This window comes from Nocardioides ginkgobilobae (genome assembly GCF_054781275.1).
Genome location: NZ_BAAGUS010000004.1, coordinates 34,565 through 54,683 on the forward strand (window position 1 = coordinate 34,565; position 20,119 = coordinate 54,683).

A 20,119-nucleotide genomic window follows, 5' to 3' on the forward strand; every position below is an offset into this window, starting at 1 on the left:
CGAGGACCGGTAGACCAAGCCTGAGTGGGTATGACCGTTCCCATGACGACCCCGACCGCCGCGTCCCCGGACGGGATCCGGCGACTCTACGAGCTCATGCGTCGGGTCAACTCCCAGCACGAGCTCTCGGAGGTCCTGCACGAGGCCGTCCACGGCGTCGTGGAGGGGCTGGGCTACGGCGTGGCGGCGATCTCGGTGCTCGAGGGGGACACGCTGGTGATGACGGCCGTGGCCGGGCCCGAGGACGTGCGCGAGGCGATCCTGGGCTACCGGACGCCGATGGCGGAGGTCTTCGACGAGTACGCCCACGCCGACGAGTGGGGGATCCTCCGCTACGTCCCGCACCACCGGCTCGACCCCGAGACCACCACCTACGCCTGGCGGCCCGACTACGAGCCGGTCGACGACCCGGACGCCTGGCACCCGATGGACACCCTCTACGCCCCGCTGCTCAGCGCGAGCGGGCGGGTGCTGGGCAACATGTCGGTCGACCTGCCGCCGGAGGGCCGGGTGCCGTCGGCCCCGCAGCGCGAGCTGCTGGAGATGTTCGTCGTGCAGGCCGGACTGGCCATCGCCAACGCCCAGCAGCGCGAGGAGCTCGCCGACCGGGTGCGGCTCGGCGGGGTCGTGCAGGCGGTCTCGGCGCTGGGTGGCGAGCGCGACCTGCAGGAGGTCCTCGCCGCTGCCGCCGCCACCTTGCACGACGGGCTGGGCGTCACCCAGGTGACGCTGCGCTGCTTCGACGAGTCCGGCGACCGCTCCGAGCTGGCGGTCGGCCACCCCGGGGACGCGCGCGGGGGCGACTGGGTGGTCGACCTGCTCGCCGACCTCGCGGACCTGGTCGACCGCGAGGGGGAGCGGCCAGTGCGGCTGCGCCGCGACCACGACGACTGGCAGCTGCTGGGGCGCACCGCCGAGCGGTTGCGCGTCATGTTCGACGGCCGCGGCTGGGAGGAGGGGCTGGTCTCGCCGCTGGTCATGGGACGGGCGGTCCTGGGCTACCTCGGGCTCTCCCGCAGCGCCGGCGACCCGGCCTTCTCCGAGGCGGAGGTGGCCGCCGTGCAGACGGTCGGCCGCGAGCTCGGCCGGCTCCTCCAGGACGCCCGCGTGCGGGAACGGGAGCGCCGGCTGCTGGCCGAGCTGCAGCAGCTCGACCGCTACAAGGGCGAGCTGATCGCCACCATCAGCCACGAGCTCAAGACCCCGCTGACCACGATCATCGGGCACGCCGAGATGCTCCAGGACGACGGCACGGGCGGTGCGTCCACCGACGCGATCATGCGCAGCGCCAGGAGGCTGGACCGGCTCATCACCGAGCTGCTGAGCTACTCCCGCGTGCAGGAGCGACCCGAGATCGTCCGGGGTCCGGTCGACCTCGTGGAGCTGGCCAGGGCCAGTATCGACCTGCTGTCGATGCAGGCTCGTGCGGGCGGCCTCGAGGTCTCGCTACGCGCCGAGGGCCCGGTCGTGGTCGAGGGGGACCGCGAGGAGCTGGGCCGGGTGGTCGACAACATCTGTGGCAACGCCGTGAAGTACACCCGCCCCGGTGGTCGGGTCGAGGTCGTCGTGGACAGCCACGGGGCCATGGCCACCGTCGCGGTCACTGACACCGGCATCGGGATCTCCGCCACCGACCAGGCCCACCTCTTCGACGCCTTCCACCGCTCGAGCAACCTCGACGCCCTGAGCATCCCGGGCACCGGCCTGGGGCTGGCGATCGCGCGTCGGATCGCCCGGCTGCACGGGGGCGACGTCCGCGTGGAGTCCGAGCTGGGCCGCGGGAGCACCTTCACCCTCGTGGTCCCGGTCGAGGCTCCCTGAGCAACCCTCAACAAAAAGATGAGGGTGGGACACGAGTCAATCCCTGTGACCTGTGTGGCGGTCACCTAGGGTCGTGACCATGGCGACCCGTACGTCTTCCCCGCCGGGGTCGCGGAGCACGAGCACGTCCACCCGCGGCAGCAACCGCAGCAGTTCCGGATCGAGCACGGGCACCCGACCACGGAGTACGTCCACCAGGACGTCGACCACCAAGACCGCAGCGAAGCGGCCCCCGGCGCGCAAGCCCGCGCCGCGCAAGGGTTCGAGCGCGCGTCCGGCCCCGCGCTCGGTGCGCAGCGGGCCGAACCCGGTCGCGCTGGCGCTGGGCGCGCTGCTGCGCGGGGTCGTCGCCTTCTGGCTCGCGATCGCCCACGGCATCGGCGCGGTGGCCCGCGGGATCGGTCGCGGCGCCCGCGACCTGGACCCCGAGCACCGCCGCGACGGGGCCGGCCTGGCGCTGGTGGCGCTGGCGCTGGTCTCGGCCGCTGCCGTGTGGTTCCAGGTGCAGAGCCCGGTCACCGACCCGGTGCGGGTCGCGGTCGCCGGCACGGTCGGCAAGATCGGCTGGTTCGTCCCGATGGCCCTGGTCTGGGCGGGGTGGCGCACGATGCGCGACCCGGTCGGCCACGGCCCCGCCGGACGCCAGGTCATCGGCTGGACCGCCCTGTCCTTCGGCCTGCTCGGCATCGTGCACGTCGCCAACGGCAGCCCCCAGCCGATCGCCGGGGACGCCACCCCGCTGCAGGAGGGCGGGGGAGCGGTGGGGTACGTCGTCAGCTCGCTGCTGCTCGACCTGCTGCGCACGTCGTACCTCGTCGTGCCGCTGCTGCTGCTCCTGGGCGTCTTCGGGGTGCTGGTCATCACCGCGACGCCGGTCTACCAGGTCCCCGACCGGCTCGCCGCGCTGCGGGACCGGGCGCTGGGCCGCCACCACGAGGAGGACGCCGGCAGCCGTGGCAGCCGCAAGGACCTCGACGTGGACCCGGAGGGCTACCCGGCGTACGACACGCCCCTGGTCGAGGAGACCGCCTCGCGCACCCGCAAGCGCCGGGTCAAGGACGCCCTCGACGTCGCGCTCGAGCAGTCCTCGGAGGTCAGCGACGAGAGCAATGCCGGCCTGGCGATCTTCGAGGACGTGCCGACCGAGGCGATGGCCGCCGTGCCCGCCCCTGGTGCGGGCACGGAGGAGAAGAGCGACCTGGAGCCTCCCCCGCACACGCCGCTGCCGCCGCGCGTCGAGCAGCTCGCGCTGTCCGGCGACATCACCTACTCCCTGCCCGGCAACGAGGTCCTCAAGGAGGGCTCGCCGCACAAGGCGCGGTCCAAGGCCAGCGACGACGTCGTGGAGCGGCTGACCCAGGTGCTCGAGGAGTTCTCGATCGACGCCCAGGTCACCGGCTACACCCGGGGCCCGACCGTCACCCGCTACGAGGTCGAGCTCGGCCCGGGCGTGAAGGTCGAGAAGATCACCAACATCCAGCGCAACATCGCCTACGCGGTGGCCAGCGCCGACGTGCGGATCCTCAGCCCGATCCCCGGCAAGTCCGCGGTCGGTGTGGAGATCCCCAACGTCGACAAGGAGATCGTCTCCCTCGGTGACGTCCTCCGCTCGGGCCGTGCCCGCGCCGACCACCACCCGATGGTGGCCGGCCTAGGCAAGGACGTGGAGGGCGGCTTCGTGGTCGCCAACCTGGCGAAGATGCCGCACCTGCTGGTGGCCGGCGCCACCGGCTCGGGCAAGTCCTCGTTCATCAACTCGATGATCACCTCGGTGCTCATGCGGGCCACGCCCGACGAGGTCCGGATGATCATGGTCGACCCCAAGCGGGTGGAGCTGAACGCCTACGAGGGCGTGCCGCACCTGATCACCCCGATCATCACCAACCCCAAGAAGGCCGCCGAGGCGCTGGCCTGGGTCGTGCGCGAGATGGACCTGCGCTACGACGACCTGGCCAACTTCGGGTTCCGCCACATCGACGACTTCAACAAGGCCGTGCGGGCGGGCAAGGTCGAGTTGCCGCTGGGCTCCGAGCGGGAGCTGCAGCCCTACCCCTACCTCCTGGTCATCGTCGACGAGCTCGCGGACCTGATGATGGTCGCCCCGCGCGACGTCGAGGACGCGGTCGTGCGGATCACCCAGCTGGCCCGCGCGGCCGGGATCCACCTGGTGCTGGCCACCCAGCGGCCCTCGGTCGACGTGGTCACCGGCCTGATCAAGGCCAACGTGCCCTCGCGGCTGGCGTTCGCGACCTCCTCGGTCACCGACAGCCGCGTCATCCTGGACCAGCCCGGAGCCGAGAAGCTGGTCGGCCAGGGTGACGGGCTCTTCCTGCCGATGGGGGCCTCCAAGCCGATCCGCGTGCAGGGCGCCTGGGTCACCGAGGCCGAGATCGCGCAGGTCGTCAAGCACTGCAAGGGGCAGCTGGAGCCGTCGTACCGCGAGGACGTCACGGCGCCCGCGGCCTCCAACAAGGTGCTCGACGACGACATCGGCGACGACCTCGACCTGGTCATCCAGGCCGTGGAGCTGGTCGTGTCGACCCAGTTCGGCTCCACCTCGATGCTCCAACGCAAGCTGCGCGTGGGCTTCGCCAAGGCCGGACGCCTCATGGACATCCTGGAGTCCCGAGGCGTCGTCGGTCCCAGTGAGGGCTCCAAGGCACGCGACGTGCTGATCAAGCCCGACGAGGTCGATGGACTCATCGCTGTGCTGCAGGGGGAGATGTGAACGCTCAGGAGCAGGTGCCCGGGACGGACATGATCGACGGGCAGGACGGGTCGGACGCGACTGCAGGGCCGGTGCCCGTGGAGGTGCACCGCAACACGCTGCTCACCGCGAGCACCGGCGTGCTCGCGGGCCTCGTGGGAGCGGCGTACGTCGTGCGCCTGCTCGGCGGCGGCACCGCGCTGGACGGCGTCCTCGCGGTGGTGCTGCTCGGCATCGCAGCCGTGCACGCGGTCGGGGTGCTCGACGCGCGGGCCCCGCTCTTCGTCGCCGACGAGCTCGGCGTGCGGCTGCGCCGCGGCAAGGAGTGGCGCGGGCTGCCGTGGACCGAGATCGACGCCGTCGAGGTGCTGCCGCGCCGCCGCGTGCTGCGCGACGGCTCCGTCGACGTGCTGAGCGGCGAGGAGCCGCTGCGCGTCCCGCTGTCGCTCTCGACCCGGGTGACCGGGCTCGAGGACGGCGACCTGGTCGACGCGCTGGACCGGCTCGCGGCCGGGCGCTGCGAGGTCGCCGAGATCGACGGCTATACCTACGTCGCCGACGAGGAGTGGCTCGAGGACGCTGCGCCCCACGACGTCCGCGTCGACGTCGTCGAGGAGCACGCCGACGCGGACCGGGACGAGGACCGGGACGAGGACCGGGACGGCGACGGGGACGACCGGGACGGCGACGACCGGGGCACTGGCGGGTCCAGCCGCTCAACCGAGGCCGTGATGCAGGACGAGCCGCGCACCCGTGCGCCCGAGCGCCTGGCCGCCGGGCTGCGCCCGATGCTGGCGCACGCCATCGACAGCGTGGCGCGGTTCCTGCCCGAGCGCGGTGCCGGCGGCTCCGGCGCGACCGGTGCGACCGGTGCGACCGCGTCCGCGGCCGGGCCGGTGCCCACCGCGTCCACCGTCGTGGCCAGCGCGACCCCGTCGGCCCTGCGCGAGCCGGTCACCGCCGTCCGCGCGGAGATCCGCAGCGACGTCGTCATCGGCGCCACCGCCCTGCGCCTGGACGCGGGGGAGCAGGAGACCGACGCGACCGCCGTCCGCCTGCCCGAGGCCCGCGAGCTGCGCCGCCCGGGCAGCGTCGACCTGGTCGAGGACACCGAGGTCTGGGGCGAGCGGGTGCGCCCGATCGCGCGCGAGGGCCAGGTCGTCGACCCGATCGTCTTCGAGGAGGCCGAGGAGCCCGCCCCGGACCCGGTCATCGGGCCCGAGCTGGCCGCCGCCCGCACCCGGCTCGGCCTGAGCGTGGACCAGCTGGCCGACCGCACCCGCATCCGCCCGCACGTCATCGAGGCCGTCGAGGTCGACGACTTCGCCCCCTGCGGCGGCGACTTCTACGCCCGCGGCCACCTGCGCACCCTGGCGCGGGTCCTCGGCATCGACGCCGCCCCGCTGGTCGCCTCCTACGACGAGCGATACGCCGACGCGCCGGTCAGCCCGCGCCGGGTCTTCGAGGCCGAGCTCGGCCAGGGCGGTGCCCTGCGCGGCACCCGCGGCGGCCCGAACTGGTCGGTGCTGGTGGCCGCCGTCATGGCGCTGGTGCTGGCCTGGTCGGTGGCCCGCCTGGTCACCGACAGCCCCGTCCAGCTCCGCGACCCGGTGCCCAGCCTGACCACCACCAGCGGCTCCACCGGCGGGGCGAAGGTCCCCGTGGTGCTCACCGCAGCCGGGGGCGGGGCCGAGGTGTGGGTCCGCGACGGCGCCAACGAGCTGGTCTACAAGGGCACGCTCGCGTTCGGCGAGGTCAAGGTCCTGGACAAGGTCTCCCAGCCGGTGCGGGTGCAGTCCTCCGACGGCTCCCTCGAGGTGCAGGTGGGCGACACCGACCACGGCGCCCTCGGTGCCACGGGGCGGGCGGCGCAGGACACCTTCGTCAGCGAGTAGGACGGGCCCCGAGCAGGGCTCACGCGGGCCGGTACCGACGTTCGGGCCGGCCCGCTCCGCCGTACTGCAGCCGGACGACCGCCTGACCGGTCGCCGCGAAGTGCTCGAGGTAGCGGCGGGCGCTGACCCGGGAGACGCCGACCGCGTCGGCGCACTCGGTGGCCGAGAGCTCCGACTCCCTCAGGGCCCGGAGCACCGCGGCCGCGGTCTCGACGCTCAACCCCTTGGGCAGCGCGGTGCGCCCGGTGCCGACCGGCGCGAAGACGCTGTCGATGACCTCCTGGTCGGCCGTCGTGACGGCGCCCAGCGCGCCGTGGGTGCGTCGGAACAGCTGCAACCGGCTCTCGAGGTCGGCGAACTCGAAGGGCTTGACGAGGTAGTGCGCGGCCCCCGCGGCCGCGGCGGCCCGGACGGTGTCGGCCTCCCGGGCGGCGGTCACGACCAGCACCCCGACGTCCTCGCCTGCGGCGCGCCAGGACCGCAGCAGGTCGATCCCGCTGGCGTCGGGGAGGTGCACGTCGAGCAGGACCAGGTCCGGACGCAACCGGGCGACCTCCTCGCGCGCGGCACTCGCGGTGGCCGCGACACCGACGACCTCGAACCCCTCGACCCGGTCGACGAAGCGGGTGTGGATGGAGGCGACCATGAAGTCGTCGTCGACGACGAGGACCCGCAGGAGCGGTCCGCCGTTGGCGCCGGTGGCGCTCATGCCTGCTCCTCCCACGTGTCGACCAGGCGCGCGGTGAAGACGGCGCCCGCGTCATTGTGGACCGACACCGAGCCCCCGCGACGCTCGCACACCAGCTGCACCAGCGCGAGCCCCACGCCGCGCCCGCTCGCGTCGGCGGGCTTGGTGGAGTAGCCGCGGCGGAAGAGGTCGGGCACGTGCTCGGGCGGCACGCCGGGGCCGGTGTCGGCGACCTGGACGACCACGACGGAGGGCCCGCCGGCCGGCTCCTCGACCGTGAGCCGCACGACCACCTGGTCCGCGCTCGACTCCACGGCGTTGTCGACCAGGTTCCCGAGCACGGTCAGGACGTCCGCGGACAGCCCGGGGTGGAGCCGGGGCAGCGCGGAGCCCGGGTCCAGGGCCAGGGAGACGCGGCGCTCCGAGGCCAGGCTGACCTTCGCCACGAGGAGTGCCGCGACGGCCGGGTCGGCGACGCGGGAGCGGACGGCGTCGGAGATCTCGGCCTGCCTGCGGGTCAGGGTGCCGATGAGGCTCGCGGCCTCCTCGGGCTCACCCAGCTGCAGCAGGCCGGAGATCGTGTGCAGCTGGTTGGCGAACTCGTGGGTCTGGGCCCGCAGGGTCTCGGTCACGCTCTCGCGGGCCGACAGCCGGCTCTGGAGGGCGCTCAGCTCGGTGCGGTCGCGCACCGTGGTGACGGTGCCGGCGTCGCGCCCCTGCTGCCGGACGTGCGCCCGGTTGAGGACCAGCAGGCGACCGTCGACCACGACCGGCTCGTCGAGCACGTCACCCGGCCCCGCGAGCAGGTCGACCACCCGGTCCGGGAGGTCGAGGTCGCGGACCGAGCGCCCGGTGGCTCCTTGCGGGAGCCCGAGGAGCCGCACGGCGCTGTCGTTGACCAGGACCACCTCGTCGTCGGGGCCGAGCGCCACCAGTCCCTCGCGGATCGAGGTCAGCAGCGCCTCCCGCTGGTCGGCCAGTGCCGCGATCTCGGCCGGTTCCAGGCCTCGCGTCCGCCGGCGGATCAGGCGCGAGAGGAGCAGGGACCCGGCGAGCCCGAGCGCGAGACCGATCCCGAGGAAGAGGACCAGGTCGCCGAAGGTGCGCCCGAGGCGCTCGCGCAGCGGCGGCACGTCCTCCACGACGCTGACCACCCCCACGACCGTGCCCGCCCTCGGCCCCGGCTCGTCCGGGGCGTTGTTGGCCAGCACGGGGACGGTCGCGGCGAGCGCGGGCCGGTCGCGCTCGCGGACGTCGCCGACCCATCGCCGCCCGCGCAGGGCGTCACCCTCGCCCAGGTCGGCCTGCTCGCCCTCGCGGGTCGGGTCGGTCGAGACGAGCACCGTGCCGTCGGGGCTGGTCAGGTGGACGGCGCTGGCACCCACCTGGTCGCTGCGCTGCTGGACGTAGAACAGCAGCGCCCGGCGGTCGACGGTCCCGTCGAGCCCGTCCTGGACGGCGGGGATCCCGGCCAGCGCCTCGGCCGCCGCGGTCAAGCGGGTGCTGCGGGTGTCGCGGAAGTCGGCGACCGCCTGGCGGACCGAGACCACGGCGCTGACGGCCAGGACGACGACGAGGACGGCGACCTGCAGGAGCAGCAGCTGCCCGGCCAGGGTGGAGGGACGCAGCGTGGAGGGGACCAGCGTGGAGGGGGCCAGGCGCGGTCGGCGCGGGGACCACAAGTTCCACAACCTCCCTTGCTTCCTCAACGGTGACGACGCGACGTGACGGCGGCCACAGTGGGCGGGCCGGTGTCGTCGACCCGGCCACCGGCAGCGGTGGGCCTCGCGGCCCTCGCGACCGGTGCCCAGTCTGTCGGAAGAGGGAGTCATGGTGTCCCACCTGACCCGCACCCGGTTCGCCGCCTCGTTGGCGGCCGTCGTGGTGCTGCTGGCCAGCGGCTGCGGGGTGACCCGCGGCGAGGACGACCGCGACCTGGCCATGTGGATCCCCAACAGCCCCGGCGGCGGCTACGACCAGACCGGCCGGGCCGCGGTGGGCGTCATGGAGGCCGAGGACGTCACCGGGGGGACCTTCGAGGTGACCAACATCCTGGGCGCGGGCGGCTCGGTCGCGCTGTCGCGGCTGATGGGCCAGGAGGGCGACGAGCACCTGCTGATGACCGTGGGTCTCGGGGTCGTCGGCTCGTCGTACTCCTTCGCCCAGGAGTACTCGCTCAGCGACGCCACGCCGATCGCCCAGCTCATCGAGGACCAGGAGGCGGTGCTGGTCCCGGCGGACTCGCCGTTCCGCACCATCGACGACTTCGTCGAGGCCTGGCGCGCCGATCCTGGCGGCATCGTCGTCGGTGGCGGTTCCAGCCCGGGTGGGCCGGACCACCTCTTCCCGATGCAGCTGGCCGCGGCGCTGGGGATCGAGCCGTCGCAGGTCCAGGAGCGCTACGTCCCGTACGACGGCGGCGGCCCGCTCACGAGTGCGCTGCTCGGCGAGAAGATCGACGTGGGCTTCTCCGGGCTGGGGGAGTTCGAGGGCCAGATCGAGGCCGGCGAGCTGCGCGCGCTGGCCGTCTCCGGCGAGGAGCGGCTGAACGGGGACGTGCTCGGCACCGTCCCGACGCTGGTGGAGTCGGGCATCGACCTGGTCTTCACCAACTGGCGCGGCCTGGTCGCGCCCCCCGGCATCTCCGAGGAGCGGCAGGCCGAGCTGATCGCCTACGTCGAGGAGATGCACGCGAGCGAGGAGTGGCAGGAGGCGCTGGCCCGCAACGGCTGGATCGACGCCTTCATCACCGGCGACGACTTCGGGGAGTTCCTGCAGGAGCAGGACGCCCGCGTCGCCCAGACCCTGGAGGAGGTGGGTCTGCTGTGACGACCCGCGAGATCGTGCACGAGGACCGCGACCTGGCCCAGCTGGGCCTGGCGGGGTTCCTGGTCCTGGTCGGGGTGGTGACCCTCTGGGACACCACCCGGCTCGAGGTCGGCTTCGCCGACCCGGTGGGGCCCCAGGCCTTCCCGTACGTCGTCGGCACCGGCAGCCTGCTGCTCGGGCTCGCGCTGGGCGTCGCCGCGCTGGCCGGCTCCCGCGGGGAGGTCGAGGGCGGCGAGGACGTCGACCTCGACCAGTCCACGGACTGGCAGACCGTGGGCCGGCTGGTCGGCGTGCTGGTCCTGACCGTCCTCACCGTCTCCTGGCTGGGGTGGGCGCTGACCGGTGCCGGGCTGTTCGCCGGGGCCGCCTGGTCCCTCGGCTCGCGCACGCTCGTGCGCGACGTCCTCGTCGGGCTCGCACTGGCCGTCGGTAGCTGGTACGCCTTCGTCGTCGGACTGGGCGTCCCCCTCGCGCCGGGCGTCCTGGACGGGATCCTCTGATGGGCGACCTGGGACTGCTCTGGGGTGGCCTCCAGGCCGCCGCCACGCCCGAGAACCTCCTCTTCGCCGCGGTCGGCGTGCTGCTCGGCACCTTCGTCGGGGTGCTCCCCGGCATCGGTCCGGCCATGGCCGTCGCCCTGCTGCTGCCGGTGACCTTCGGCCTGGAGCCCACGCAGGCCTTCATCATGTTCGCGGGCATCTACTACGGCGGGATGTACGGCGGCTCCACGACCTCGATCCTGCTGAACACGCCGGGGGAGTCGGCGTCGGTCATGACCGCGCTCGAGGGCAACGCCATGGCCAAGGCCGGGCGCGCCGCCCAGGCGCTGGCCACCGCCGCCATCGGCTCCTTCATCGCGGGCACGATCGGCACGCTGCTCGTCGCCCTGTTCGCCCCCGCTCTGGCCGGCGTCGCTGTGGACATCGGCGCACCGTCGTACACCGCCCTCATCGTGCTGGCGCTGGTGATGACGACCGCCGTCCTGGGCAGCAGCCGGTTGCGGGGGCTGGTGGCGCTCTTCCTCGGGCTCACGATCGGCCTGGTCGGGCTCGACCTCAACACGGGCCAGCCCCGGCTCTCCTTCGGTGTCTCGCAGCTGGTCGACCGGATCGACATCGTCGTGGTGGCCGTGGGGATCTTCGCCCTCGGCGAGGCCCTGTGGGTCGCGGCCCACCTGCGCCGGCGCCCGCTGCAGGTCATCCCCGTCGGTCGCCCCTGGATGGGGCGCTCGGACTGGCGGCGCTCGTGGAACCCGTGGTTGCGCGGCACGGCGTACGGCTTCCCCTTCGGCGCGGTGCCCGCGGGCGGCGCGGAGATCCCGACGTTCCTGTCCTACGTCACCGAGCGGCGGCTGGCACGGCGGCGACAGGGCGAGGACGAGTTCGGGCGCGGCGCCATCGAGGGCGTCGCCGGCCCGGAGGCCGCCAACAACGCCTCGGCGGCGGGCATGTTCGTGCCGATGCTGGCGCTCGGTGTCCCGGTCACGGCGACGGCCTCGGTGATGCTCGCCGCGCTGCAGGGCTACGGCATCCAGCCGGGCCCGCAGCTGATGACCGAGCAGTCCGACCTGGTCTGGACGCTGCTGGCCAGCCTGCTCATCGGCAACACGCTGCTGCTGGTGCTGAACCTGCCGCTGGCGCCGATGTGGGCCCGGCTGCTGCGCATCCCGCGGCCCCAGCTCTACGCCGGCATCCTGTTCTTCGCCTGCCTGGGCGCCTACGCCACCAACCAGGACCCCTTCGACGTCGCGCTGCTGGTCGTCTTCGGCCTGCTCGGCCTGGCGATGCGTCGCTTCGGCATCCCGGTCCTGCCGCTGGTCCTGGGCGTCATCCTGGGCCCGATCCTGGAGACGAAGCTGCGCGAGGCCATGGCGATCTCCGGTGGGGAGGCCGCCGGGCTGTGGTCCGAGCCGCTGGCGGTCGTCATCTACGTCCTCACCGCCCTGGTCGTCGTGGTGCCCACGGTGCTGCGACGCCTGCTCCCGCCGGCCTCGGCCGCGGCCGCGTCGGGGCCGACCCGACCGGACGGACCGGTGCGCGAGCACGAGGAGGCGCTGCGATGAGCGGCACGGTCGTGGTGGCCTGGACGCCCGGCGAGCTGGGCCGGGCGGCGGTCGAGGCCGCGGTGCGGCACGGCGGGCGCGTCGTGCTCGTCAACGCCACCCGCGGCGACGCCTACGTCGACCCGCGCTGGGCCGACGACGACGAGCTGGCACTCGCCCGGCGCACGGTCGAGGACGCCGGCCTGGCCGTCGAGGTCCGCCAGGAGGTCGCACCGGACGTCGGCGACGCAGTCGTGGCGGTCGCCGAGGAGCTGGACGCGGACCTCGTGGTCGTGGCCCTGCGACGGCGCACGCCGGTCGGCAAGCTGCTCATGGGCAGCGTCGCGCAGCGGATCCTGCTGGAGGCCGAGTGCCCCGTCCTGGCGGTCAAGGCCGCCCGCGGGGCGCGCTGAGCCGAGGAGCGGGGCGGTCGCGGGTTCGCACCCCGGCCGCCCCGGCCGCCATACTCGTGCGTTGTGACTGACGCGTCGACCGACACCACCACGCCCCGGCACCCTCGGCTGTCGGTGGCGATGGTGACCCTCGGCTGCGCACGCAACGACGTCGACTCCGAGGAGCTGGCCGGCCGCCTGGAGGCGGGCGGCTTCACGCTCGTCGAGGACGCCGAGGAGGCCGACACGGTCGTCGTCAACACCTGCGGCTTCGTCGAGGCCGCCAAGAAGGACTCCGTCGACGCGCTGCTGGAGGCCGCCGACCTCAAGACCGAGCACGGCGGCAAGGCCCAGGCCGTCGTCGCCGTGGGCTGCCTGGCCGAGCGCTACGGCAAGGACCTCGCCGAGTCTCTGCCGGAGGCCGACGCGGTGCTGGGCTTCGACGACTACCCCGACATCGCCGAGCGGCTGCGCTCGATCCTGGCGGGGGAGGCCCACCAGCCGCACGTGCCCAGCGACCGGCGGCTGCTGCTGCCGATCAGCCCGGTCGAGCGCACGCTGTCCACCGCGGCCGTCCCGGGCCACGCCTCCGGCCCCGCGTCCGTGCGCCGGCGCCTGGACTCCGGGCCGACCGCCTCGCTCAAGCTGGCCAGCGGGTGCGACCGGCGCTGCTCCTTCTGCGCGATCCCGTCCTTCCGGGGCTCCTTCGTCAGCCGGCGACCCACCGACGTCCTGGAGGAGGCGCGCTGGCTCGCCGGCCAGGGCGTGAAGGAGCTCTTCCTGGTCAGCGAGAACTCCACGTCGTACGGCAAGGACCTCGGCGACCTGCGGCTGCTGGAGACGCTGCTGCCCGAGCTGGCGGCGGTCGAGGGCGTCGAGCGGGTGCGCGTGTCCTACCTGCAGCCCGCCGAGACCCGGCCCGGCCTGGTCGAGGCGATCGCGACCACGCCCGGCGTGACGCCGTACTTCGACCTCTCCTTCCAGCACGCCAGCGCCACCGTGCTGCGGCGGATGCGCCGCTTCGGCGACCCCGACTCCTTCCTCGGCCTGCTCGAGCAGGTGCGCGGACTCGCCCCCGAGGCGGGAGTGCGCTCCAACGTCATCGTCGGCTTCCCCGGGGAGACCGAGGAGGACCTGCAGACCCTGTGCGACTTCCTGGTCGCCGCCCGGATGGACGTCACCGGCGTCTTCGGCTACTCCGACGAGGACGGCACCGAGGCCGCCGGCTTCGAGGACAAGCTGGACGAGGACGAGGTGCGGGCCCGCGCCGAGCACGTCACCTCGCTGGTCGAGCAGCTCACGTCCGAGCGTGCCGAGGAGCGGATCGGCGAGCTCGTCGAGGTGCTCGTCGAGCACGTCGAGGACGGCCCGGACGGGCCCGAGGTCGTCGGACGGACGGCGTTCCAGGGGCCCGAGGTCGACGGGACGACGCTGCTGACGGGGCTGGAGGTCCGGGAGGAGAGCGCCCGCCCGGGCGACCTGGTGCGCGCCGAGATCGTCGCGTCCGAGGGCATCGACCTGGTGGCCCGAGCCCTGGAGGAGCGCGCATGAGCGAGCCGACGCCCGTCCCGGCGGGGGAGAAGCCCAGCAACTGGAACCTCCCCAACGCCCTGACCACGCTGCGCATCGTCCTGGTGCCCTTCTTCGGCGCGGCCCTGCTGGTCGACGGTGGCGAGTCCGGCACCTGGCGGACCGTGGCGTGGGTGCTCTTCGCGGTCGCGATGGTCACCGACAAGATCGACGGCGACATCGCCCGGGCCCGCAACCTGGTCACCGACTTCGGCAAGATCGCCGACCCGATCGCCGACAAGGCCATCACCGGCATGGCCTTCATCGGGCTCTCGATCGTCGGCGACATCTGGTGGTGGGTCACGATCGTGGTGCTCGTGCGGGAGTGGAGCGTCACCCTGCTGCGGCTCTCGATCCTCTCCAAGGTGGTCATCGCCGCCAAGGACCTCGGCAAGCTCAAGACGACCGTCCAGGGCGTGGCGCTGGCCGGTCTCGTGCTGCCCCTGCGCGACCCCGACCTCCCCCAGGCGCTCCAGACGCCGGGCGAGGTGCTGTTCTACGTCTCCCAGGCCCTCCTCGTGGTGGCCGTGGCCCTGACCCTGTGGTCGGGCTGGGAGTTCTACCGCGACGTCTGGCGCCAGCGGCACCAGCTCCGCGGCTGACCTGCCACCTCACCACGGCCCACCCGGGGCCGCCAGTGGCGAAACGTGTCGAGGTCGACGCGCGCGCGTTGGCAACCCTTCACGGGATCCCGGAGTGCCCCGCGGGGGTCGTCCGACGTTCACGTGCCAGGCGACCGAACCGTCCCCTGGCGCGGTTATGGTGCGCCGGTCCATACCACCCCTCACACACCCGAAGGGTCCCCCACAGTGCACTCACGCTCAGGGTCCTCGCCGCAGCGCCGCCGCGCTGCGGCCATCGGAGTCGGTCTCGCGGTCGCCGCCACCTCGGCCTCCGTCGTCGCCCTCGCTCCCGCCGCCCAGGCCGCCGACCCGGTCACCATCACGCTGCTCAACATCAACGACTTCCACGGTCGCATCGACGCGAACACCACCAAGTTCGCCACGACCGTCGAGCAGCTGCGGGCCGACCGCGGCGAGGCCAACACGCTCTTCCTCTCCGCCGGCGACAACATCGGCGCCTCCCTCTTCGCCTCCAGCGTCCAGGACGACCAGCCGACCATCGACGTCCTCAACGCGCTGGAGCTCGCGGCCTCGGCCGTCGGCAACCACGAGTTCGACGGCGGCTTCGCCGACCTCGAGGACCGGGTCGTCCCGGCCTCGGACTTCGAGATCCTCGGTGCCAACGTCTACGAGAAGGGCACCACCACCCCCGCCCTGGACGAGTTCGAGGTCTACGAGGTCGCCGGCGTGAGCGTCGGCGTCATCGGCGCGGTCACCCAGGAGACCCCCTCCCTGGTCTCGCCCGGCGGCATCGCCGACCTCGAGTTCGGGGACCCGGTCGAGGCGGTCAACCGCGTGGCCGCCCAGCTGAGCGACGGCGACCCGGGCAACGGCGAGGCCGAGGTCATCGTCGCGGAGTACCACGAGGGTGCCGGCGCCGGCACGCCCGACGGGTCGACCCCGGAGGAGGAGGTCGCGGCCGGCGGGGCCTTCGCCGACATCGCGCTCCAGACCGCCCCCGAGGTCGACGTGATCTTCACCGGTCACACCCACAAGGAGTACGCCTGGGAGATCGAGGGCCGCCCGGTCGTGCAGACCGGCTCCTACGGCGCCAACGTCGGCGTCGTCGACCTCACCGTCGACCCCGACACCGGCGAGGTGAGCGCCGCCGAGGGCAGCAACGTGGCCCGGGCGGCCGCCGAGGACCTCTCGCTGCCCCGCGTCGCGGAGGTCAAGGAGATCACCGATGCCGCCCTGGCGTTCGCGGCCGAGGTCGGCAACCGGCCGGTCAGCGAGATCACCGCCGACATCACGACCGCCTTCGCCGGCGGCAGCTACGTCGACGGCCGGTACGTGGCCGGTGAGGCCGGCACGCGTGACGACCGCAGCCGCGAGTCCACGCTGGGCGGCCTGGTCGCCAACGCGCTGCGCGACGGCGTCAGCGACTTCGCCGAGCCCGACCTGGGGATCACCAACCCCGGCGGTCTGCGGGCCGAGCTGCTCTTCGCCGGCGACACCTCCTCGAACCCCGCCAACACCGACGGTGTGGTCACCTTCGCCGAGGCCAACGGGGTGCTGCCCTTCAACAACACCGTAGCCATCGTCGAGATGACCGGCGCCCAGATCGAGGCCGTCCTCGAGCAGCAGTGGCAGACCCAGGCCGACGGCACCGTCTCCTCCCGGCCCTACCTCCAGCTCGGGCTCTCCGACAACGTCCGGGTCACCGCCGACCCGACCGCGCCGGCCGGCGAGCGGATCACCTCGGTGCGCATCGACGACGAGCCGCTGGACCCCGCGGCGACGTACACCGTCTCGACCCTGACCTTCCTGGCCCAGGGCGGTGACAACTTCCGCGCGTTCACCGACGCCGAGTTCGTCGACACCGGTCTGCTGGACGCGCAGATGTGGCGCGACTACCTCGCCGACAACGCCCCGCTGAGCCCCGACTTCGGTCGGCAGCAGGTCTTCGAGTCCGGGTTCGACCCGAGCGTCACCGCCGGTGAGGAGGTCGCCTTCACCCTCGGTGCCGGTGAGACCACCGCCCCCGTCGTGCCGATCAACGCCAAGACCCTCGACCTGACCTCCCTCGGCTCGCCGCAGAACTCGACCGTCTCGGTCTACCTGCGCCAGGGCGAGGAGCAGGTCGACATCGGGGAGTTCCCGGTCGCCGACGGCATCGCCGAGGTCGCCTTCACCGCGCCCTCCTCGCTGACCGGCACCTGGGACGTCGGCGTGGTCGCGGAGCCGAGCGGCACCGTGGTCGGTGCGGCCCCGCTCCCCGAGGCCGAGGCCGTCGTCACGGCCAAGCGCAACCCGAAGGGTCCGCTCAAGGCCGGCACGAAGAAGCTGAAGGTCACCATCAAGGTCCGCCTGGACGGCGAGCCCGCCTCCGGCGAGGTCCTGCTCCGCGGCGAGGACGTGCGCAAGCGCGTCGAGCTCGACGAGAAGGGCCGGGCGGTGACCCGCATCGGTCCCTTCGAGGACAAGGGCACCCAGGTCGTCACCGTCTCCTACGGCGACGCCTCGGACACGCTCCGCTTCAAGGTCCGCTGAGCCCCAGCTGTTCCTCCGGACGCCTCCCGGATGTCCACACCACGTCCGGGAGGCGTTCCCACGTCGTTCCCGCGGCCCGGCACCTGCGCTGGCAGCCTCGGGCGCGAACCCCCCATCTCGCACCCCCCGTCTCGGCCCCCCCGTCTCGGCCTCCATCTCGGCCCCCTCTCGGAAAGGCATCACCCGTGCCCACCACCTCTCGGGACGCCCGCCGGCGCTCGCTCGCGCTGCTCGGCGCCGGCTCGCTCGGCCTCGCGACCCTCGCCACCGGCTTCTCCCTGGCCCCCGCCCACGCCGCGGGGCCCGGCCTGGTCATCAACGAGGTCTACGGTGCCGGGGGCAACCCCGGCGCGACGTACACCACCGACTACATCGAGCTGCGGAACACCTCGACCGCTCCGATCTCGCTCGGGGGCAAGAGCCTGCAGTACCGCTCGTCCTCCAACACCAGCGGATTCACGACCGGCAACAACGTGTTCGCCCTGCCCGACGTGAGCCTGGCGCCCGGAGCGACGTACCTGGTCGCCGGCGCGTCCGGCACCAACGGCGCGCCGCTGCCGGTAGCCCCTGACACGACCAGCAGCATCAACATGGCCGGGGGCAGCGGACAGCTCGCCCTGGTGCAGGGCACCGCGGCCGTCACGCCGGTCCCGGCCGGGACCGTGAGCAACCCGGCCTTCATCGACTACCTCGGCTACGGCAGCGCAGCGGCGTACGAGGGGACCGGGCCCGCGCCCGCGCAGAGCGCGACGGCAGCCTCGACGCGTGACGCGGCCGGGGCCGACACCGACCAGAACGCCACCGACTTCACGACCTCGAGCACGCTCACGCCGCAGAGCAGCAGCGGTCCCACCGAGCCCGAGCCCGACCCCGACCCGACCGCGGCGACGATCCCCGAGATCCAGGGGACCGGCGAGGAGAGCCCGCTCGTGGGCACCGAGGTCGTGACCACCGGTGTGGTCACCGCCGTCCCCGAGTTCCTCTTCGGCTTCTACCTCCAGACCCCGGGCACCGGTGGCGCCGAGCGCGCCCAGGGCGCGGCCTCCGACGGTGTGTTCGTCTACTTCCCGCGGGGCGCCGGCGACGTCACCGTGCAGCCGGGGCAGCACGTGCGGGTCACCGGTGAGGTCGCCGAGTTCGCCGGTGCCACGCAGGTCGTCAGCTCCCAGGCCGACGTCGAGCGGCTCGACACCCCTGCCGAGCCGGTGACGGCGTACGCCGGGGAGTGGCCCGCCACCGACGCGGCCAAGGAGTCCCTGGAGGGGATGCTGGTCGACGTGTCGGCGGAGGAGTTCACCGTCACCAACACCTACTCCACCAACCAGTTCGGCGAGGTCGGCCTGGCCCTGGGCGACACCCCGCTGCTGCAGCCGACCGAGGTCGCCGACGCCCAGGACACCGCCGCGATCGCCGCGGTCGTGGCCGACAACGCCGCGCGCGCGATCGTGCTCGACGACGGGTCGAGCACCGACTACACCCGCAACGGCAGCCTCACCCCGCCGTACGTCTCCACCACCGCGCCCGTCCGGGTCGGGGCCTCGGCCACCTTCACTGAGCCCGTGGTGCTGACCGAGGGCGGCTCGCCCAGCAACCCGACGTACCGCTTCCAGCCGACGGTGAGCGTCAGCGGGCCCGACTACACCGCGACCTCGCCGGCGGTCTTCGAGGACACCCGCACCGCGGCGCCCGAGCAGGTCGGCGGGGACGTCTCGGTGGCCTCGTTCAACGTGCTCAACTACTTCACCACCCTCGGTGACGCCGACGACGACAACGTCGGCGACGGCGGCTGCACCGCCTTCACCGACCGTGCCGGTGACGGCAACAACGTGCGCGGTGGCTGCGACCAGCGCGGCGCGTGGGACCCGCAGGACTTCTCCCGCCAGCAGGAGAAGATCGTGGCGGCGATCAACGCCCTCGACGCCGACGTGGTCGGCCTGATGGAGATCGAGAACTCCGCGCGCCTGGGCGAGGAGGCCGACGAGGCGACCCGCTCGCTCGTCGCGGCGCTCAACGCTGCGGCCGGCTTCGAGAAGTGGGCGGCCAACCCGTCCTCGAGCGAGCTGCCCGCGACCTCGGAGCAGGACGTCATCACCAACGCGATCATCTTCCAGCCCGCCGCGGTCGAGCGGGTGGGGGAGTCGCGCGCCCTGGGTGAGCAGTCGGGAGCCGGCGAGGCCTTCGACAACGCCCGGGAGCCGCTGGGTCAGGTCTTCGCCCCGGTCGGCGGCGGCGAGGAGCTCCTCGTCGTGGTCAACCACTTCAAGTCCAAGGGCTCGGGCGAGGACGACGACACCGGCCAGGGCAACGCCAACCCCGACCGCGTCGCCCAGGCCACGGCCCTGCGCGACTGGGTGCCCGGCATCGCCGCCGACACCGGCACCGAGGCGATCGTCCTGCTCGGCGACTTCAACAGCTACGCGCAGGAGGACCCCATGCAGGTCCTCTACGAGGCGGGCTACGAGAACACCACCGACAGCGCCGAGACCCCGGAGTGGTCCTACTCCTTCAGCGGTCTCTCCGGCTCCCTGGACCACGTCCTCGCCAACGGCGCTGCGATGGAGGCGCTGACCGGCGTCGACACCTGGAACATCAACTCCGGTGAGTCGGTGGCCCTGGAGTACAGCCGATTCAACGTCCACGCGACCGACTTCCACCAGTCCGGTCCGTTCCGCTCCAGCGACCACGACCCGGTGAAGATCGGTCTCGACCTGGTCGACGACGCACCCGAGCTCGCCCCCTCGTCGGTCGAGGTCGAGGTGCGGCCGCGGGAGCCGAAGGCCGGCAAGGGCCGCCTGGTGCTCCGGGTCGAGGTGGACAGCGCGGCCGGCACCCCGTCCGGCACCGTCACCGCCACCGCCGGTGGCGAGGAGGTCGCCGCGGAGCTGAAGCGCTCGGGCAAGGTCGTCGTGACGATGCGCAACCCGTTCGAGCAGGCCGGCACCTACCCGGTGACCGTCCGCTACTCCGGTGACGAGGCGACGGCTGCCTCGGAGGAGACCGTGGAGGTCCGGGTCCGCGGCTGACGCGGCGCTCCGCAGCACCGGCGCCGGTCGCACCCTCG

Annotated in this window: 13 protein-coding genes; 11 read left to right on the forward strand and 2 right to left on the reverse strand. The window is 73.3% G+C overall.

Features of this window, described 5'->3' with window-relative positions; genetic code table 11:
* Positions 1-42: 42 nt before the first annotated feature.
* From ACYVID_RS05310 to ACYVID_RS05320, 3 genes are all read left to right on the forward strand, one after another.
* The gene (locus tag ACYVID_RS05310) at positions 43-1,821 is read left to right on the forward strand and encodes an ATP-binding protein (protein ID WP_460735144.1); all 1,779 of its coding nucleotides are present in this window, start codon (positions 43-45) and stop codon (positions 1,819-1,821) included.
* A gap of 79 nt (positions 1,822-1,900) precedes the next feature.
* A complete protein-coding gene (locus tag ACYVID_RS05315; RefSeq protein ID WP_460735146.1) occupies positions 1,901-4,549 on the forward strand; it encodes a DNA translocase FtsK in 2,649 nt (882 codons plus the stop codon).
* A gap of 14 nt (positions 4,550-4,563) precedes the next feature.
* On the forward strand, positions 4,564-6,423 hold the full coding sequence (locus tag ACYVID_RS05320) for a helix-turn-helix domain-containing protein (RefSeq protein WP_460735148.1): 1,860 nt from the start codon (positions 4,564-4,566) through the stop codon (positions 6,421-6,423).
* Between the two features lie 19 nt (positions 6,424-6,442).
* Here ACYVID_RS05320 and ACYVID_RS05325 read toward each other — a convergent pair whose 3' ends face one another.
* Together ACYVID_RS05325 and ACYVID_RS05330 are read right to left on the reverse strand one after the other, a co-directional pair.
* Positions 6,443-7,132: a response regulator gene (locus tag ACYVID_RS05325; RefSeq protein ID WP_460735150.1), complete on the reverse strand. Its 690-nt coding sequence runs from the start codon at positions 7,130-7,132 to the stop codon at positions 6,443-6,445.
* Entirely contained in the window at positions 7,129-8,793 is a 1,665-nt protein-coding gene (locus ACYVID_RS05330; RefSeq protein WP_460735152.1) for a sensor histidine kinase, read from the reverse strand. Before ACYVID_RS05330 ends, ACYVID_RS05325 begins: the two co-directional genes overlap by 4 nt.
* Positions 8,794-8,941: 148 nt before the next feature.
* Here ACYVID_RS05330 and ACYVID_RS05335 point away from each other — a divergent pair, with 148 nt between their 5' ends.
* The 8 genes from ACYVID_RS05335 (at position 8,942) to ACYVID_RS05370 (ending at position 20,081) form a co-directional block, all read left to right on the forward strand.
* Positions 8,942-9,940 (forward strand): Bug family tripartite tricarboxylate transporter substrate binding protein, encoded by a 999-nt coding sequence (locus ACYVID_RS05335; protein ID WP_460735154.1) that lies wholly within the window; start codon positions 8,942-8,944, stop codon positions 9,938-9,940.
* Complete coding sequence (locus tag ACYVID_RS05340) at positions 9,937-10,440, forward strand: tripartite tricarboxylate transporter TctB family protein (RefSeq protein ID WP_460735156.1); 504 nt, start codon at positions 9,937-9,939, stop codon at positions 10,438-10,440. The genes ACYVID_RS05335 and ACYVID_RS05340 overlap by 4 nt, the downstream gene beginning before the upstream one ends.
* Entirely contained in the window at positions 10,440-12,002 is a 1,563-nt protein-coding gene (locus ACYVID_RS05345) for a tripartite tricarboxylate transporter permease (RefSeq protein ID WP_460735158.1), read from the forward strand. The genes ACYVID_RS05340 and ACYVID_RS05345 overlap by 1 nt, the downstream gene beginning before the upstream one ends.
* The gene (locus ACYVID_RS05350; RefSeq protein WP_460735160.1) at positions 11,999-12,394 is read left to right on the forward strand and encodes a universal stress protein; all 396 of its coding nucleotides are present in this window, start codon (positions 11,999-12,001) and stop codon (positions 12,392-12,394) included. Before ACYVID_RS05345 ends, ACYVID_RS05350 begins: the two co-directional genes overlap by 4 nt.
* Before the next feature lie 108 nt (positions 12,395-12,502).
* Positions 12,503-13,924: a 30S ribosomal protein S12 methylthiotransferase RimO gene (rimO, locus tag ACYVID_RS05355; RefSeq protein WP_460735488.1), complete on the forward strand. Its 1,422-nt coding sequence runs from the start codon at positions 12,503-12,505 to the stop codon at positions 13,922-13,924.
* A complete protein-coding gene (pgsA, locus tag ACYVID_RS05360) occupies positions 13,921-14,544 on the forward strand; it encodes a CDP-diacylglycerol--glycerol-3-phosphate 3-phosphatidyltransferase (protein ID WP_460735162.1) in 624 nt (207 codons plus the stop codon). Before rimO ends, pgsA begins: the two co-directional genes overlap by 4 nt.
* Positions 14,545-14,751: 207 nt before the next feature.
* Positions 14,752-17,058, forward strand: coding sequence for a bifunctional metallophosphatase/5'-nucleotidase (locus ACYVID_RS05365; protein WP_460735164.1), 2,307 nt, complete (start codon positions 14,752-14,754; stop codon positions 17,056-17,058).
* Between the two features lie 185 nt (positions 17,059-17,243).
* The gene (locus ACYVID_RS05370) at positions 17,244-20,081 is read left to right on the forward strand and encodes an ExeM/NucH family extracellular endonuclease (protein ID WP_460735166.1); all 2,838 of its coding nucleotides are present in this window, start codon (positions 17,244-17,246) and stop codon (positions 20,079-20,081) included.
* The last annotated feature ends 38 nt before the right edge of the window (positions 20,082-20,119 follow it).